Source organism: Rhizobium sp. MHM7A (assembly GCF_005862215.1).
GTDB classification, from domain to species: domain Bacteria; phylum Pseudomonadota; class Alphaproteobacteria; order Rhizobiales; family Rhizobiaceae; genus Rhizobium; species Rhizobium bangladeshense.
This window is the reverse complement of record NZ_VCHT01000002.1, coordinates 830,829-846,687: the sequence shown is the minus strand read 5'-3', so window position 1 is coordinate 846,687 and position 15,859 is coordinate 830,829. Positions and strand designations below refer to the sequence as shown.

The 15,859-nt window shown below is 60.2% G+C and carries 17 protein-coding genes; 7 read left to right on the top strand and 10 right to left on the bottom strand.

All coding sequences use genetic code 11. From position 1 onward, the window contains the following. From FFR93_RS12440 to FFR93_RS12415, 6 genes are all read right to left on the bottom strand, one after another. On the bottom strand, nt 1-186 hold the full coding sequence (locus tag FFR93_RS12440) for a DUF3008 family protein (RefSeq protein WP_020921551.1): 186 nt from the start codon (nt 184-186) through the stop codon (nt 1-3). A 38-nt stretch (nt 187-224) separates the two neighbouring features. Then, complete coding sequence (locus FFR93_RS12435; RefSeq protein WP_138393428.1) at nt 225-434, bottom strand: DUF2945 domain-containing protein; 210 nt, start codon at nt 432-434, stop codon at nt 225-227. 50 nt (nt 435-484) lie between these two features. Then, the gene (locus FFR93_RS12430; protein WP_003564293.1) at nt 485-718 is read right to left on the bottom strand and encodes a DUF2171 domain-containing protein; all 234 of its coding nucleotides are present in this window, start codon (nt 716-718) and stop codon (nt 485-487) included. 103 nt (nt 719-821) lie between these two features. After that, entirely contained in the window at nt 822-1,862 is a 1,041-nt protein-coding gene (locus FFR93_RS12425; RefSeq protein WP_138393427.1) for a DUF2955 domain-containing protein, read from the bottom strand. Continuing rightward, nucleotides 1,852-2,958: an HlyD family secretion protein gene (locus FFR93_RS12420; protein ID WP_171049166.1), complete on the bottom strand. Its 1,107-nt coding sequence runs from the start codon at nt 2,956-2,958 to the stop codon at nt 1,852-1,854. Before FFR93_RS12420 ends, FFR93_RS12425 begins: the two co-directional genes overlap by 11 nt. Nucleotides 2,959-3,102: 144 nt before the next feature. Then, nucleotides 3,103-3,363: a hypothetical protein gene (locus FFR93_RS12415; protein ID WP_064705297.1), complete on the bottom strand. Its 261-nt coding sequence runs from the start codon at nt 3,361-3,363 to the stop codon at nt 3,103-3,105. A gap of 145 nt (nt 3,364-3,508) precedes the next feature. On the opposite strand from FFR93_RS12415, the gene FFR93_RS12410 reads away from it, so the two are divergent. From FFR93_RS12410 to FFR93_RS12395, 4 genes are all read left to right on the top strand, one after another. Beyond that, nucleotides 3,509-5,329 carry a hypothetical protein gene (locus tag FFR93_RS12410; protein WP_064705298.1) on the top strand — a complete coding sequence of 607 codons (1,821 nt, stop codon included), beginning with the start codon at nt 3,509-3,511 and terminating at the stop codon, nt 5,327-5,329. A gap of 223 nt (nt 5,330-5,552) precedes the next feature. Beyond that, nucleotides 5,553-7,709 carry a mechanosensitive ion channel family protein gene (locus tag FFR93_RS12405; protein ID WP_138393426.1) on the top strand — a complete coding sequence of 719 codons (2,157 nt, stop codon included), beginning with the start codon at nt 5,553-5,555 and terminating at the stop codon, nt 7,707-7,709. A 40-nt stretch (nt 7,710-7,749) separates the two neighbouring features. Beyond that, complete coding sequence (locus tag FFR93_RS12400) at nt 7,750-8,160, top strand: hypothetical protein (protein ID WP_138393425.1); 411 nt, start codon at nt 7,750-7,752, stop codon at nt 8,158-8,160. 99 nt (nt 8,161-8,259) lie between these two features. After that, nucleotides 8,260-8,907, top strand: a complete 648-nt coding sequence (locus FFR93_RS12395) for a MarC family protein (RefSeq protein WP_064712721.1) — start codon at nt 8,260-8,262, stop codon at nt 8,905-8,907. Between the two features lie 205 nt (nt 8,908-9,112). Here FFR93_RS12395 and FFR93_RS12390 read toward each other — a convergent pair whose 3' ends face one another. Next, nucleotides 9,113-9,625 carry a nucleotidyltransferase family protein gene (locus tag FFR93_RS12390; RefSeq protein WP_348640322.1) on the bottom strand — a complete coding sequence of 171 codons (513 nt, stop codon included), beginning with the start codon at nt 9,623-9,625 and terminating at the stop codon, nt 9,113-9,115. A 411-nt stretch (nt 9,626-10,036) separates the two neighbouring features. Here FFR93_RS12390 and FFR93_RS12385 point away from each other — a divergent pair, with 411 nt between their 5' ends. Next, nucleotides 10,037-10,237 (top strand): hypothetical protein, encoded by a 201-nt coding sequence (locus tag FFR93_RS12385; RefSeq protein WP_064705301.1) that lies wholly within the window; start codon nt 10,037-10,039, stop codon nt 10,235-10,237. Between the two features lie 282 nt (nt 10,238-10,519). Next, entirely contained in the window at nt 10,520-11,539 is a 1,020-nt protein-coding gene (locus FFR93_RS42055; protein WP_064705303.1) for a GlxA family transcriptional regulator, read from the top strand. A 76-nt stretch (nt 11,540-11,615) separates the two neighbouring features. Here the strand turns inward: FFR93_RS42055 and FFR93_RS12375 are convergent, their stop codons facing one another. Both FFR93_RS12375 and FFR93_RS12370 read right to left on the bottom strand, forming a co-directional pair. Then, complete coding sequence (locus tag FFR93_RS12375) at nt 11,616-12,947, bottom strand: diguanylate cyclase (protein ID WP_064712726.1); 1,332 nt, start codon at nt 12,945-12,947, stop codon at nt 11,616-11,618. 186 nt (nt 12,948-13,133) lie between these two features. Beyond that, a complete protein-coding gene (locus tag FFR93_RS12370) occupies nt 13,134-13,964 on the bottom strand; it encodes a response regulator (RefSeq protein WP_064705305.1) in 831 nt (276 codons plus the stop codon). A 257-nt stretch (nt 13,965-14,221) separates the two neighbouring features. Here FFR93_RS12370 and FFR93_RS12365 point away from each other — a divergent pair, with 257 nt between their 5' ends. Next, entirely contained in the window at nt 14,222-15,205 is a 984-nt protein-coding gene (locus tag FFR93_RS12365; RefSeq protein WP_138393424.1) for a squalene cyclase, read from the top strand. Between the two features lie 111 nt (nt 15,206-15,316). On the opposite strand, the gene FFR93_RS12360 is transcribed toward FFR93_RS12365, so the two are convergent. After that, nucleotides 15,317-15,841: a DUF6428 family protein gene (locus FFR93_RS12360; RefSeq protein ID WP_138393423.1), complete on the bottom strand. Its 525-nt coding sequence runs from the start codon at nt 15,839-15,841 to the stop codon at nt 15,317-15,319. Between the last annotated feature and the right edge of the window lie 18 nt (nt 15,842-15,859).

The following is a 15,859-nucleotide window of genomic DNA, read 5'->3' as shown; positions in this document are numbered from 1 at the left end:
TCATTTGGAGACATGCTCGGGTTTGCCCTTGGTCTTGGTCGACGCGAATTCCTCGAGCTGTTTTTCACTCATGGATTCTTCCATCTGCTTCGAAGCGCCCCTGAGTTCTTTCTTGGGCGTTTCCCCGCGTTTGGCTGAAAGTGCGGCGCCTGCCGCCTTCTGCTGGGCCTTCGATTTGGCTGGCATATTCGACCTCCTCTCCTCCGGATGAACCATTGCCGGCGTCAAAGCTTCCTGAGTTCCTCAGGCTTGTGCGCGGCTCGCTTTCCGGATTTATCACTCTCGACGATATATTGCGGGTTCTCCGCCGACGCCTTCACTATATGACCCTTGATCTTCGTCCGGCTGGCCTGTTTCCTGATGACCCTGCCTTCGGTTTTTCCCTGACTGGTGTCCCAGCTGACTTCATCGCCCTTCTCAAATTGTCGTGTCATGGGTGCTCCGTTCAGGAGGAGGCTGCGGCCTGAGCCGCAGCCTGCACTCCTCAATTGATGGTGGCCCATTGGCTGCGGACATCCCGGGCATTCTTCGATAGGTGAACATGGGCGTCGACGTGATCGACCCAATCGAGCGGAATGAGGTGGTGTTTGCCGTCCTCCGAGTCGGTCTTCGTCAGCTTGATGCGGGTCGGACCGTCGAGGTGATCCACCGTTCCGACATGAGTGCCGTCGGCCGTCAGGACTTCCATATGTTCACGGATCTGGTCTGCGGAAATCATCATTTCCTCCTTTGCGTCACTGGCAGTTACCAGGCGGCAACGGCGTGGGGGAAACATGGTTCCAAAGCTTTTTGCCGCACGCTCACGGACATGACGACTCTCTCTATGGGCCGTCGACATTCGGTTTGAGAGCGGCCTGATGCGGCCTGTTTCCTTCCTCAGGCGGCCATAGAACCGCCGACAGGAGCAGCGCGTAGGTCAAGGCTGCCGCGACGTAGGCAATCCGGCTCGCGAAGGATTCCGCGGCGCTACCCGGCAGCGGAGAGACACCAAGACCGAACAGAATAAGGAATATGGTTAGGACACCCGCGAACACCCGAGCGTCCTTCGAGCGAGCGGCAGCGCGTCCTCCAATGAGCAGGGCGACGACCAGCAGGATGAGGAAAATCGAGAGAAGGCTTGGGCGCAGCAATAGCGCTGCATAAGCAACGGAGGCCAGCACGCCGCCGCAGAAATTGACGAACACCAATCCAATCGCCGCCCGCGCGCTTGCGGCAACGTCCAGCTGCCCGAGCAGCGACGCCACGGTTATGGGAATGACTGCCGCGGCGCTCAGATTGTCGCTCGTCAGACACATGACGACGGACGACAGAAGGATGAAAGCATTTGCCAAAGCCCGAAGCAAGGCCGGCCGCCGTTGTTCAACTGCGGCCGCTTCGCTCCCGGGAGAGACCGGTTCGGGAAAGATCGCATGGGCGAGCCACATGAGAGCCGTGCCCGACAAAACCCCCGCAACCAGGACCGACAGGATCGAACTCGCGAGTTCCTTGTTCAGGATGCCGAGGAGGGGCACGATGATCGACACGACGAGCACGAGGAAAACAGCTGGCCCTCCCCGTCCCGCCGACTGTAGCGCGAAACACGCAAAATAAGTGAGCCCAAGGATCAGCAGGAAAGGCATCGGACGCTCGCCGAGCAGGTCGGTCAACGCCATCATCGCTATACCGGCAAAGAGAATGACCAGCGCTGCGCCGATGGTCTTGCCAGGTGGCATGGGCCGCGAACTTCCAAGGAGAAACTGAGCAGCAAAGAGCGGACCGAGGAAGGGCAGGACAGCACCGGCATGGACTGCCAAGGTGAAGCCGACTGAGACTGCGAAGGCGACCCGCAGCCCTTTGCGTTTCTGCTCTCCGTCAGCTGACATAGGTCAGCACCGACATGAGACGGATCCACAGCGATCCCCAGGCATTGGTGACCGGGTTGTCGCCCGTGTAGATGACGACGATCGCCTGAGAGCCGTAGCGTACCCCGCCCTTCGGCCGCTGCCCCTCCTCGAAGTTCAGCCGGACAGGAAACCGCTGCGGCTCCTGGACCCAGCCGCTGTCGTTGCGGATCGTGGGCAATCCGGTACTCGGGTCGGTGCTGCCTTGCGATACCCCGAACCCGACGCTCTCGACCGTTGCCGGGAATAACCGGCCGGGAAGTGCGTCGAAGAGGATGTCCGCTCTGTTGCCGACGGCGACCTTCTCCAGGCTGTTTTCCTTGAATGCCGCATTGATCCAGATGGTGCCGGCATCGATGAAGGTCATTGCCGGCTGGCCCACCGAGACGACCTTGCCGATGGTGAGCTGAAGATTGGTGACAACACCGGCTGACGGTGCCCGGACGGTCGTCCGCACCAGATCGAGCCGGGCCTTTTCCAATCCGGCAAGGGCTGCACGCAATTGTGGATTGTCGTTACCGGACGGGCCGAGTTGCTCCTTGGCCTTGACAAGGTCGGCTTGCGCCCCCGACACCGAAGCCTCGGCCTGATCATAAGCGGACTTGGCCGCATCGAACCGGGCCTTGGAAAAAACCCCGCGCTTCACCAACTCGGTCGCCCGGGCATACTGATCGCGCAGATTGTCTCGGTCGGCCTCGATCTGAACGAGCTTGGCCTGTGCCGCATCGACGGCCGCGGTCGACGCCCCGATCGATTGGCCGACGCTTGCAAGCGCTGCTTCGGCTTCGCTGACGGCGAGCTCGTAACGTTCGGGATCGATCCTAAAGAGAACCTGATCGGGCTCGACGCGCGAATTGTCGGCGACCCCGACTTCCACGACTCGACCGGTGACCTCGGGTGCGATGCCAACGATGTAGGCCTGGACCTGCGCTTGCGACGTCGACGGTGTACGCCGCTCCATGAAAATGGAGAGGACGAACAGAGCCATCGCCAGCAGTACGACCGCGAGAGCTATGCTGCGCAATGGATTCCGGGGTGTTGAGGAGATGACAGGCTCATCCATATTTTCGGAAACCACGGCAAGATCCTTCGAAAGCGTTGGTGAAGCATGATTTTAAGCGCCAGCTGTCTGTCGCGATGGTCGTGACCGAACGGGTGGGGCGCAAGTAAGTAACCGTAACATACGCCTGCCCATGACTGGCCTTCGGATCGACCGCATAGATCAGCGGGCGGGTGGCGGCGTCGAAGCGATGTCGAGCGCGCCTTCTATCTCCTTGAGAAGCTCTGCGATCAGTTCTCGGTACTCGGCAATGCGCTCGACACGCTTCGGATCGGCTGAGACGCTCCATTTTTCCACCGCCAGTCCGGCGTCGGCAAAGTCCCTGCAGATTTCCCGAAAGTCCTCACTGCGGGCGGCAAGAACATCGATCGCCTTGGCCCTGGCCGGAAAATGCCGACGGACCGCTGCCACGCCTTCGTCCATGGTTCGCTCCTGACCGAATATGTGACGCCGCCACTGCAGCGTGTGCCGGCTCCCGATCTTCATGGACGACGACCGGTTCGAGGAGTATGTTACTGTTACATACAGTCTGGCAGTGATGTGACTCAACGGGGGATTGGGGACAGACATGCTGACGTCTATGCCGCCAGAAGGGTCTGCGGCGCCCTTTCCTTCAGAGTCGGGGCCTCAAGCGCACGACATCACGAGACAACTGGAGCGCGTTATATCCAGTCCTGAATTTCCTGGCGTTGGCCGCGCCGCAGCTTTTCTCCGCTATGTCGTCTCTGAGACCCTCGCCGGTCGAGGCAACCGGATCAAAGCCTATTCCATTGCGATCGAAGTATTCGGCCGGGATACCGGCTTCACCCAGGACGATCCAGTTGTCAGGATCGAGGCAGGACGCCTGCGACGATCGCTCGAGCGCTATTATCTGGTTGCCGGCCAGCATGATCCAATACGGATTGATATTCCGAAGGGCGGTTATGTCCCCACCTTCACCTGGTCCTGCCCAGCCTCTGCCGACACGCGCAACGAAGATGTGGAAGCGCTGCCCTCTCCGGCCCGCCCCGGACGCTGGGAGCGGGCGAGACAAGTTTTGTTGCTAGGCGCTATTGCCGTCACCATGCTTGCTCTTTCACTCTATTGGCTGGCAGCATTGCCTACAGCCTCTTCGCTCCAAAGGGCTGCAAGTCCATCGCCCGATCGTCCGGCCCTGGTGGTGGCTCCCTTTGCCAATCTTGGCGAAGGGCCCGAGGCGCAGCTCTACAGTGCCGGCCTGACAGAAGAACTGATGACCGTCCTCCCGCGGTTCAAGGAGATCAAAGTCTTCGGCCGCGAGACCTCCCGATCTCTTCCGGCGGATGTGCGGGCATCGGAAATCCGGGCGGAATTCGGCGCGCGCTATCTGCTGACCGGCGGTGTACGAACTTCGGGCCAGCGTCTTCGCGTAACCGCCAGGCTGCTCGACACATCGGACGGCGAAATCCTCTGGTCGGAGAACTACGACAAGGATCTCGCGTCGGGAGACCTCTTTGCGATCCAGACGGACGTTGCCAGAAAGGTCGCGACCGCCATCGCCCAGCCGTATGGGGTGATGGCACAGGTTGACGCCGCCAGTCCGCCCCCGGACGACCTCGGTGCGTATGAGTGCACGCTGCGCTTCTACGCCTACCGTTCGGAACTGAGCGCTGAAGCGCATTCGCGAGTGCGCAGTTGCCTTGAGAGCGCGATAGCTCGATTTCCGAACTATGCGACCGCCTGGGCGATGCTATCGATCGTCTACCTCGACGAGGACAGGTACAGGTTCAATTCGACGCGAAACAAGGAGGCAACCATAGAGCATGCGCTCGGTGCTGCCAGGCGAGCGACACAGCTCGATCCGAGCAATACGAGAGGCCTTCAGGCGCTGATGACGACGCTGTTCTTCGACAGGCAGCTCCCCGAGTCCTTGCGCGTGGGAGAACAGGCCCTGGCCACGAACCCCAACGACACCGAACTGATGGGCGAGTTCGGAACGCGGCTGGCAATGGGTGGCCAATGGCGGCGCGGAGCAGCTCTCCTTGATGAGGCCATCGCGCTCAATCCCGGCGGCGGCGGCTTCTACCATGGGACACGCGCACTGGCGGCTTACATGCTCCACGACAATCACACTGCCCTGCTGCAGATCAGACAGGCGAACATGCAGAAGTTCCCGCTCTTCCATGTCGTGGCTGCCATCATCTATGCCGAGGCCGGCATGATGGAGGACGCGCGGCGGGAGGGGGAGGTTTTCGTCGCCATGCGGCCTGACTTCCTGCCGAACATTGCAACGGAACTTGCAATACGCAACATTCAGCCTGACGATCGGGACCGTCTGATCCGCGGTCTTCGCAAGGCAGGACTGACGGTCCCCGATCCTGACAAATTGGCGTCATCCGTCACCGGCATCTCCGAACTGCAGCCCCGCTGATACTGTCTCCTCGCCGTAACATACCAGATCATACGGGTAAGCCATCTCATCTTCGCATAGTCTGACCTACAAGCCGCAGTGATCGCCGCGGCTCATTTGGGCGACCTGCAGGGCTTTGGGACAAGCTCTTAACCGGCACAGGCAAGTGGCGGCGGCACGTGACGCGGCGAGCCTGATCCTTTCCGCCAACGGTTCGGGGAGGTTCGCCAAATCGGGATGGACAATGGTTGTGCTGTCTAGGATCCGCACGATAGTGCCTTTTTCCGCGGGGGCCGCCCTGGCCTCCCTTCTTCTCTGCGCCTCGATTGCCATAGCGCAAAGCCCGACGCCTGTGGACCCGCAGCCTGAAAGCGTCCAGCGCTTCATCGCAATGTTCTCGGATCCTGACGTCCAGCGCTTCCTGCAGCAGCAGTCGCAGGCCGCCAGGCATGTGCCGGCACCACCCCTGGAAGTGCCGAACCGCGACCCCTCTTTTTCCGAATTCACGATGCGGTTCCGCGCCCACGCTTCCGCCCTTCTCGGCGCGGTGAATTCCTTTCCCCTGGAGGCGACCCGAGCCTGGGCCATCGTCGAAGCGGACATTCGGGCAAACGGCGGGACGCGGCCGATTCTCCTGATCGCCGCCTTCGTCGCCGCTGGGCTGGCCGCTCAATGGCTGTTCTGGTGGGTCAGCGTCGGCTGGCGCAGATGGATGTCGCGCGCCTCCTACGGGACCATATCGGGAAGAGTTGTCGCATTGGCGGCAAGATTTCTGTGGGCGGGATGTTACGTCCTTTCCTTCGGCCTCGGCAGCATCGGCTTTTTCCTGCTGTTCCAATGGCCGCCCGTCATCAGGGAGATCGTCGTCGGATACCTCTTGGCGACCGTCATCTTCCGTCTGGGGAGCGCCCTTTTCGAGGTTTTCCTGACACCGCGGGCCGAAGAAGAGGGCGGGTTTCGGGTCGTCCCGCTCGCTCGGGATGCCGCCTGCCACTGGGCGAAACGGCTGGCCTATCTCGTCGGCTGGTATGCCTTCGGATGGGTGACCATCCGCCTGCTCGACACGTTAGGCTTTTCCCTTCCGGCCCGGCAGCTGGCCGCCTATTGCCTCGGCCTCGTCCTTCTCTTGATCGTCATTGAAGCCGTATGGAGACGTCCGTCCCGATCGCCTTCCAGCCAAACCAGCCGAATCGGCGTGAGGGCCCGCAACTGGCTCTGGACGTCCTATTTCTTTGCCGCCTGGCTGCTATGGGTAGTCGGTGCCATGCGGCTGTTCTGGATAGCGGTGGTCGGTGCCGCCCTACCCGCCGCCATCGCCCTTACCAAGGCGTCGGTCGACAATATCTTGCGGTCTCCCGCAACCGAGGAGGATGGTCATAAGCGAAGCACCGTCGTCTCCGTGGTCGTCGAACGCGGCATCAGAGCCGCACTGATCGTCGCAGCCATCGTCCTGCTTGCGCAGGCGCTGGACGTCCGGTTGACTGAGATGACGATGCAAGATTCTCCCCTTCTGCGACTCGTGCGTGGCCTCCTCAGCGCCGGGATCATTCTCATGATCGTCGACCTGGCTTGGAACCTCGTGGCAGTCCTGATCGATCGCAAGCTCGGCGACACCGAGGCGGTCCTCGAAGCCGGAAGCGATCGGGAGCGGCGGCGCTTGCGCATCAGGACCCTTCTGCCGATCCTTCGCAATTTCCTGATGATCCTCTTCGTCGCAATCGCGATCATGATGGCCTTGTCGTCCCTCGGTATCGAAATCGGCCCGTTGATCGCAGGTGCAGGAGTAGTTGGCGTCGCAATCGGCTTCGGGGCGCAGACCGTGGTCAAGGACGTCATTAGCGGAGTGTTCTACCTGCTCGATGATGCCTTCCGCGTGGGCGAATACATCCAGAGCGGCAGTTACAAGGGCACCGTCGAGTCGTTCAGTTTGCGATCCGTCAAGCTCAGGCACCACCGCGGAGCGGTCTTCATCGTCCCCTTCAGCGAGCTCGGAGCGATCCAGAACATGAGCCGCGATTGGGTGATCGAGAAGATGACGATCACTGTCACCTACGATTCCGATATCGAGAAGGCACGCAAGATAATCAAGAAGATAGGCCTGGAATTGTTCGAGGATCCGGAGTTCAAAGCAACGACCATCGAGCCCCTGAAAATGCAGGGGATTGATAGCCTCGGCGACTCCGGTCTGCTCCTGCGAATGAAGGTCATGACCCTTCCAGGCCAGCAGTTCACGCTGAAGCGGCGGGCACTCCGAATGATCCATGAGGCGTTCCATGAAAACGGCATCAAGCTCGCCGTGCCGACTGTCCAGGTCTCCGGCGGAAACGGCGACGCCGTCGGCGCCGCCGCCCAGCAGACGATCGCGGCGCACAATGTAGCGATAGCCGCGGGTCCGGCCTGAACGGACGTGGCCTGAGACACGGAGAATAGGAGGAAACGAGATGAAGATCCTGGTCATCCTGACACACATGCTTTCAACACTTGCGGTGTTGATGATGGTTTGCGCGCCCCTTCTCATTCCGACGACTGTCGAGGCTCGTCGAGGCGTGGCTGCATGCGGTCCGAGAGGCTGTGGTGCGGCCGCCTGCGGACCGCGCGGATGCGCTGCAGTCGGACGCACCCGTCCGGCCTATCGTCCTGTCGTTCGACCGCCCGTGCAGCGTGGAGTCGTGGTCATCACTCCTCGTCGCTACTGGCGTCCCGGCACTGCCATCGCCGCAGGCGCCGCCATCGGTTTCGTTACGGGCGCTGCGGCCGTTTCATTGGCAGGTACGCCACCTCAATCCGGACAATGCTGGTACTACACCACACCCGCCAAAACCACGGGGTTCTGGGACGTATGCCCCCGCTGAACGAAGCACAAAAGGCCCCTTTTTTGCTCCCTGCCTTGTGGCCTTCCCCTATAGGGGGAGCCGCCCCTATTTCGCGTTAAATTTTCAGAGGGTAGGTTCATGGATTTCACAGTCATCGATGCCGCACTTGTCGGAAAACTTCTTCTGCTCCTTCTGATCGGTTTGGGACCAAAGATCGCCCTCGTGCCGTTCCTGGAAAAGACCCATGCCTTCGACACCGAGACCAAAGCTCGCATTGGCCGCCGTATGGTTCTGATCGCCGTGGTCACGGCCCTGATTCTGTTCGCGACCGGCGCACTGCTGATGCGGCTCCTCCACATTACGGGCGGAGCGGTCGCGGTCGCCGGCGGCATCATCCTCGCGCTGATCGCGATCAAGATGGCATCGGGACCAACGGAAAGACCGCACGACGAAGTTGCAGCTCCGCTCGACCCGGACAAGCTGGCCGTATTTCCGCTTGCGGTCCCGTACCTGCTCAATCCTGTCGGCATCACCATCATCATCATCGCCTCTGGCGAAGTCGTCTCGGTCGCCAGCGCCATGCTCGTCATTGCCCTGATCCTGATCGTCGGTGCGTTCGATTATCTGGTATTCACCAATACCGATAAGCTTGCCAAGCACATGAAGCCTGCCAGCATGATCGTCTCGGAGGTCGTCTTCGGCATTCTGCTGACCGCAGTCGCAGTCCAACTGATCGTCGTCGGGCTCAGCAACCTCGGAATCATCGCCCCGCCCGCAGCCCATTAGATGCAGACGGCCCAGACCCGGACCGCACAATTTCCTTTGTGAAGCTCGGTCATGAGTGGTCGATAAGATTTAAATGAACCGTCATGCCGTCACCCCTCGAACGGGAGAACCCCTCCCGCGGCATGCAACTCCTCGAGAGTATCAACGTCGATCAGAGCCGCCTCTCCGATTTCCACCTCGACGCGGGGTACATCATGACCATCAATCAAAAGGCGCGCGCCAACGTCACCCTTGAGATCCTGAATGAGATCCTGCAACCATTCGCGACGGCGCGCACCACATGACTGCCGCCATTCTTGCGAAAAGCGTCGATCAGTAGATTGAGATGCAGATCCGTTATCGCAGGCATGTCGGCGAGCGCTATCATGATGCCGTCCGGCCGATCCTTTTGCGCACGTGCCACTCCGACCCGTAAGGATGCCGCCATGCCCGATGCGTAGTCCTCGTTGCGCACCACCTCGACTGGCAGATCACAGATCGCCTTCAGCACTTCGTCATGCCTGTGGCCGGTGACGACGTAAACGCGGGAACATTGGCAGGATAATACGTTAAGGACGGACTTTCGAACCAGAGGGACGCCGTCGAAAGTGGCAAGGAGCTTGTGATTCTCTCCTTTGCCCATTCGACTTGATCTCCCTGCCGCTAGGATGACGACGGCAACAGGGAGAGCTGGAATGATCCCGGTACCCATTAGTTCCACATGGATATGGTTCGGCATGTCCGCTCCGTTTGGGTTTATCGGGAGTGAGGGCAAGGCCCGAACGCTCAGCGCCGGGCTAGGACGTAGTGCATCCGTTTAAGAAGATTAGATGTCGTTCGTCGCTAAACCCATCTGTCTGGTTCATAAATCCGTGAACTCGCCCCGCTGCCCCCTGGTCCTCCGAGGCCTTGAACTGGCGCTACAGGGCTCGCGCGCTGGTTCGTAAGACTTGCCGGGCTGCCGTCGCTTCCCAAGAGGTGCAGCCATGAGACCAGGGTCGGGCGGCGCTGAGATCATTCAATATCGTTGATGCTATCCATAAGCTCTATTCGTTTGAATGATGAGTGCCCGACGCCCATATTAACAGCGTGGACATGGACGAGCCTCCCATCGGCGACCATGCCTCTGACCCAGGAAAGGAACTGGATAATGACCACGCTCACCTATCGGGGTGGTGGCAAGACCCTCACCTCCGGCGAAGGCCGCTTCGATCTGGGCCACTACGCCCATAAGTTGATGCTTGCCTGGACGCGCTGGCGGACCGCCCGTGAAATTGAAGCCATGCCCTTTGACGTCCGCAAGGACATCGGCTGGCCGAGCACCGACGACAGCAAACACCGGACCATGTAATGAATGCGACATTCCTCCCGAGATGAGGGCGGCGTCTGCCTCGCGCAACGCCGCCTTTTTCATCCCCGCTGTGCCGTTCCCAACCGTCTTCGATCCCGAATTTCAGTCGTCTAAAAGCCTGTCCTCCTCCCAGGCCGGCGATTTGACCGGTCAAATTCCGGTCAATGTCGCATATTTGCTCTTCCCGGCCGCATTTTTCCATGCCACTGTCGCTTTTAGGACATCGGCGCGACGCATTCCGCGCAACGAATATGTCATCACCCCTCGAGCATGGATTTCGCTATGAACAGGATGCAGATCAAGAAGCGCTCACTGGTCTTCTTTATGGTACCGCAATTCACCATGCTGCCCTTTTCGGCAGCGGTGGACACCTTGCGCATCGCCAACCGCATGCTCGGCTATCAGGCCTATACCTGGCGGCTCGCCTCGGTCGACGGAGAGAAGGTCTATTCCTCCTGCGGCATCGGCATCGAGGCGAACTCCTCGCTTGCCGAGGAGCGCCGCCATCTTGGCGGCGAAAACCGTCCCGGCATGGTGCTCGTCTGTTCCGGCATCGATATCGAGGAATTCAACAATAAATCCGTCAATGCCTGGCTGCGTGAATGCTACAATCGCGGCGTCGCCGTCGGCAGCCTCTGTACGGGCGCGCATGTGCTGGCACAGGCCGGCCTTCTGAACGGCAAGCGTTGCGCCATCCACTGGGAGAACCTGCCCGGCTTTTCCGAAGCCTTTCCGCAGGCGGAGGTCTATGCCGATCTCTACGAGGTCGACGGCAATCTCTATACCTGTGCCGGCGGCACCGCCTCGCTCGACATGATGCTGAACCTGATCGGCGAGGATTTCGGTGAAAGCCTCGTCAACCGCATCTGTGAACAGCACCTGACCGACCGCGTGCGCAACCCGCACGACCGCCAGCGCCTGCCGCTGCGCGCCCGCCTCGGCGTGCAGAACGCCAAGGTGCTGTCGATCATCGAGCTGATGGAAGGCAATCTCGCCGAGCCGCTGTCGCTGATCGAGATCGCCGATGGCGCCGGTCTCTCCCGCCGCCAGATCGAACGGCTGTTCCGCCAGGAGATGGGCCGTTCGCCGGCGCGCTACTATCTGGAGATTCGCCTTGACCGCGCGCGCCACCTGCTGGTGCAGTCCTCGATGCCCGTCGTCGAGGTCGCCGTCGCCTGCGGCTTCGTCTCGGCCTCGCATTTTTCCAAGTGTTATCGCGAACTCTACCACCGCTCGCCGCAGCAGGAACGCGCCGAGCGCAAGTTGACGATGGCGACGTCAAGACAGGCGGTCGCGGCGTAGGCCGCTACGGTGAGAGGCGGCCATCAGTGCGAACGAGGGAGCCTTGACGTAAGGCGAAGCAACACGGCAAGCAGCTCTACTGCGCCGCCTCCTCCGTCATCTTGGCGTCGGAGTAGACCTGGTTACGGCCGCGATGCTTGGCCATATAGAGGAATTGGTCAGCGGCATTCAGGTAGTTTTCGAAAGTTTCGTAGCTGCCGATCTCGGCGATGCCAATCGAGATTGTGACGCCGAGTTCCTCGTCGTCGGCCGTTACCTTCAGCCGCGAAATATCCGAGCGGATCTCGTCGCAGAGCTTGGTGGCGGCGGCCGAATCCATCTGCGGAAAGAGGATGGCGAACTCCTCGCCACCGAGGCGCGACAGCAGGTTGTCGCTGCCATCGAAGATCGTGAACAGCCTGTTTGCGACTGCCTTCAGCACCTTGTCGCCGATCTCGTGCCCGTATGTGTCGTTCAGCCGCTTGAAATGGTCGATATCGAGAATGGCAACCGAACTCGGCACTTTCAGCCGCAGGCACTCGTTCACCAGCTTTGGACCGTTATCGTAGAAATAGCGGCGGTTATAGAGGCCGGTGAGATAGTCGCAGGCGGCAGCCGCCCTCAACTGGCGCATCTGCGCCAGTGTTTCCGCATTGTTGGCGATGCGGCATTGCAGCTCCTCGGCCACGAAGGGCCGGTAGACGAAGTCGCTGGCGCCGGCCTTGAGGAAACTCGCGGACAGCATGCGATCGTTGGATGAGGAAACGCCGATGACGCGCAGCCGGTCCGATCCGAAGCGGTGTCGGATGCGCCGCGTGAGCTCGTAACCGCTCATATCGGGCATGTGATGATCAGTGACGACGAGTTCGATATCGCTATAGGCTTCGAGCGCAGCCAGCGCCTCGAGCCCTGAGCTTGCCTCGACGACGAGATATTGCTGCGCCTTCAAGAGGTCGACAAGAACCTGGCGTGCCGAGACGACATCGTCGACGACGAGGACCCGCGTTTTCCGGTTGGAGATCGCGCGGCGTACCGTGGCGACGAGGTTGTCGAGCGCGAACTCGTTATCCTTCAACACGTAATCGATAACATTGCGCTCCAAGATCTTGTTGCGCGTGTTGAGATCGAATGTCGCGGTGAAGACGATCGCAGGAATATCATGCTCGATCGTACAGTCGAGCGCCTCGCCATAGGGCGAATCCGGAAGGTTGAGGTCGACGACGGCCATGGTGTAGCCGTGACCGTCCTCGGCGAGTTCCCTGCGAAGCGCCTTCAGCGACGAGCAGGATTTGACGGCAAGGCCGAGTTCGGTTTGGAACCGGTGGCAGAGCACGGCGGAAAACATCCGGGAATCTTCAACCAGGAGTATTTTGAGCCCGCCGGAGCGTAGCCCGATGCCATCCCGCTGAAAATCCGCTTGAAATGCCACAGCCGCTATTCCCCCCAGCGCCCAACGGGCTCGACTCGGCCCTCCCCCCGGCGGGGCGGACGATAACCGAGAGGCCTGTGCGCGTGAAGAGCACAAATAATGACGTTACTTGTAATTGCAAAAATTCGATGATGGTCCTTGACCATCCTCTCCGCCCCCGTGGCAAGACCGATGCTGGAAGAGCCCTCAGGCAACCGCCCGCTCCCTGCGCATCGATTGAATTTGCAGCAGCGTGTCGAGGTTCTGATTGACGCGGCAATAGAACTCCTCGTCGATGAAGGGGCGCAACATGAAATCATTGCCGCCAGCTTTCAGGAACCGTGCCGAAAGCAGTCGGTTCGAGGAGGAGGAAACGCCGATGATGCGCAGCTCATGCGAGCCGATATTGGCGCGAATTCGCCGCGTCAGTTCGAATCCGTCAATATCAGGCATGTTGTAGTCGGTGATCATCAGGCCGATATCGCGATTGGCCTTCAGAATCTCCAGTGCCTTGCTGCCGCTCTCGGCGACGCTGACCCGGAAGTTATAGCGCTTCAGCCGGCTCGACAGCAGAGCGCGAGCCGTCGCGCTGTCGTCGACGATCAACACGTGATGGCGATGATTGGTCAGGAACCGGCAGATCGATTCCGCCAGAAGATCGACGGCGAAGATGTTGTCCTTGAGGATATAGTCGACAATGTCCTTGGCCATTAGCTTGTCGCGCATACTATCGTGGAATGTGCCGGTGAAGACGATGGTGGGAATGGAAAGATCGACCAGATATTCAAGCGCTTCGCCGTTTTCGGCACCGGGCAGATTGATGTTCGAGATCGCCAGCGTGATTGGATCGGACGATTTGTCGTAAGAAAACTGCAGGTCCTCGAAGTTGCGGCAGATCTCGACATCTATGTCGAACAATTCCTTGAGGCGCTTGCTGATCATCGAGGTGAATACGTTTGAATCTTCCGCGACAATAATGCGCGCGCCGGCAAACATCTCTCCGGAATATTGCATCCCCGAAATACCCAAAAAAGCCATTGGTAAGCCTTTAATAAAAAATCCGTCCCCAACTCAAACTGATACATCAATTGATTTGACTAATTGTTAATCAGCACCGGGGATGGGAAACGAAGAAGTGGCCAGGCGGAACCCTTTCCGGTTTCTCGCAGATATGATTAAGAAACGAGAAGCGCGGCATTCTTGGCATTGAAGAAGCTTTCGCCGACAACGTTGGCAGATCTCCTCCGGCAAGATTATAAAAGCGCTACCGGCCGCCCCAGCAGCAGAGGTCCGCCATGATCGGATCTGATAGTGTGATCGAATGGCTTCTTGATTCCGATCCGGCGATCCGCTGGCAGGTGATGCGCGACCTCATCGACGCTCCGGAGCGGGAATGGATGGCCGAGCGGGCCAAAGTGGAAACCCAAGGCTGGGGCGCGAAGCTCCTCTCCTTTCAGGACGAAGACGGGCTATGGGCGGGTGGCGCCTTTCTGCCCGCCGAATTCGATCCGCATGAATGGCGCGAGCACGGCCAGCCTTGGACGGCCACGACATTTTCGCTGTCGCAACTGCGAGAGTTCGGTCTCGACCCGTCATCGGAACGCGCCAGGCGCACCGTCGCGTTGATCGGCGCCAACGCCCGCTGGGAAGAAGGCGGCCAACCCTATTGGGAGGGAGAGGTCGAGGAATGCATCAACGGCCGGACCGTGGCAGACGGCGCCTATTTTGGCATCGACGTCTCCTCCATCGTCGAGAGGCTTACCGGCGAGCGCCTCGACGACGGCGGCTGGAACTGCGAACAAGCCCGCGGTTCTTTTCGCTCCTCCTTCGCCAGCACTATCAACGTGCTGGAAGGCTTGCTGGAATTCGAAAGATCGACTGGCGGCACGCCACGGTCCCGCAAGGCGCGCAGCACGGGTGAGAACTTCCTGCTTGAACGCAACCTATTTCGCCGCCTCGGCACCGGCGAACCGGCAGACGAAAGGTTCCTGCGCTTCCTCCACCCCAACCGCTGGCGCTACGACATCTTGCGTGCGCTCGATTATTTCAGGTCAGGCGCCATCCTGACCGGCACCGCCCCCGATCCGCGGCTCCGCGACGCGATAGACCATCTCTGTTCTAGGCGTTTGGAGGACGGCCGATGGCCGATCGACTGGCGCCTGCCGGGACGCGTCTGGTTCCATGTGGACGAGGAGCAAGGTCAGCCTTCGCGCTGGATAACGCTGCGGGCGATGCGGGTGCTCAGATGGTGGGATATTCAAGCATCAAACAGAGCCTGACCGCAAATCCAGCGACGGCAAAAATCGCCCACGGCGTCTCGCCGATTTCGGGCTAATTGACGACACCGTGCAGAGCATTGAATAGAAACCAAGGGTTGGGCTTATGCGATCCTAGGCGCAGCAACGGCTCCCCGCCGCCGACGGACTGCAGCAGCCGACGACCTTCCTGTCCTCATGGGCGAGCCAGCGATCGCGCGGCTTGCAGCTTGCTGGCCGCGGCGAAAGCGAAACATGGATGGCGCCGGAACGCAAGATTGGCATCCCCGCACGATAGAGCTGTATCGGCCGGACGCCGTCGCTGACTTCGAAAGTGAGCTTGGCGTTGCCGTCCAACTCCACATGTTCAGTCACCTTTCGGATGATCGCGTGAACTTTGCCGGCCGACATGTGCGTGCGCTGGTCTTCATCGATATCCCAAAGCTGAATGAAAATTTCCATCCATGCTTCTGGATTGGCGCCGCAATCCAGCGCCGCGAATTGGCCCGCCTTCACCTCGGTGACATGATAGCCAGGCTTCACCGCCCGGCCTTCGTAATGGAAAACCAGCGGCGCCTCCTTGTCGTGGGAGAGCGCATTAAGCAGCAGACCGAGGCTGATTTCGTCCGCCTGACTTTTATCGTTGTCGATTGCACTCATCTGCGCTAATCCTCGTTT

What these genes read in the sequence shown, in the direction of transcription:
- FFR93_RS12405 (WP_138393426.1), top strand. Translation starts at nt 5,553, where the DNA reads ATGGTTGTGCTGTCTAGGATCCGCACGATAGTGCCTTTTTCCGCGGGG.
- FFR93_RS12400 (WP_138393425.1), top strand. Translation starts at nt 7,750, where the DNA reads ATGAAGATCCTGGTCATCCTGACACACATGCTTTCAACACTTGCGGTG.
- FFR93_RS12415 (WP_064705297.1), bottom strand. Translation starts at nt 3,363, where the DNA reads ATGGACGAAGGCGTGGCAGCGGTCCGTCGGCATTTTCCGGCCAGGGCC.
- FFR93_RS42055 (WP_064705303.1), top strand. Translation starts at nt 10,520, where the DNA reads ATGAACAGGATGCAGATCAAGAAGCGCTCACTGGTCTTCTTTATGGTA.
- FFR93_RS12365 (WP_138393424.1), top strand. Translation starts at nt 14,222, where the DNA reads ATGATCGGATCTGATAGTGTGATCGAATGGCTTCTTGATTCCGATCCG.
- FFR93_RS12390 (WP_348640322.1), bottom strand. Translation starts at nt 9,625, where the DNA reads ATGCCGAACCATATCCATGTGGAACTAATGGGTACCGGGATCATTCCA.
- FFR93_RS12385 (WP_064705301.1), top strand. Translation starts at nt 10,037, where the DNA reads ATGACCACGCTCACCTATCGGGGTGGTGGCAAGACCCTCACCTCCGGC.
- FFR93_RS12395 (WP_064712721.1), top strand. Translation starts at nt 8,260, where the DNA reads ATGGATTTCACAGTCATCGATGCCGCACTTGTCGGAAAACTTCTTCTG.
- FFR93_RS12410 (WP_064705298.1), top strand. Translation starts at nt 3,509, where the DNA reads ATGCTGACGTCTATGCCGCCAGAAGGGTCTGCGGCGCCCTTTCCTTCA.
- FFR93_RS12435 (WP_138393428.1), bottom strand. Translation starts at nt 434, where the DNA reads ATGACACGACAATTTGAGAAGGGCGATGAAGTCAGCTGGGACACCAGT.
- FFR93_RS12440 (WP_020921551.1), bottom strand. Translation starts at nt 186, where the DNA reads ATGCCAGCCAAATCGAAGGCCCAGCAGAAGGCGGCAGGCGCCGCACTT.
- FFR93_RS12430 (WP_003564293.1), bottom strand. Translation starts at nt 718, where the DNA reads ATGATTTCCGCAGACCAGATCCGTGAACATATGGAAGTCCTGACGGCC.
- FFR93_RS12370 (WP_064705305.1), bottom strand. Translation starts at nt 13,964, where the DNA reads ATGGCTTTTTTGGGTATTTCGGGGATGCAATATTCCGGAGAGATGTTT.
- FFR93_RS12425 (WP_138393427.1), bottom strand. Translation starts at nt 1,862, where the DNA reads ATGTCAGCTGACGGAGAGCAGAAACGCAAAGGGCTGCGGGTCGCCTTC.
- FFR93_RS12360 (WP_138393423.1), bottom strand. Translation starts at nt 15,841, where the DNA reads ATGAGTGCAATCGACAACGATAAAAGTCAGGCGGACGAAATCAGCCTC.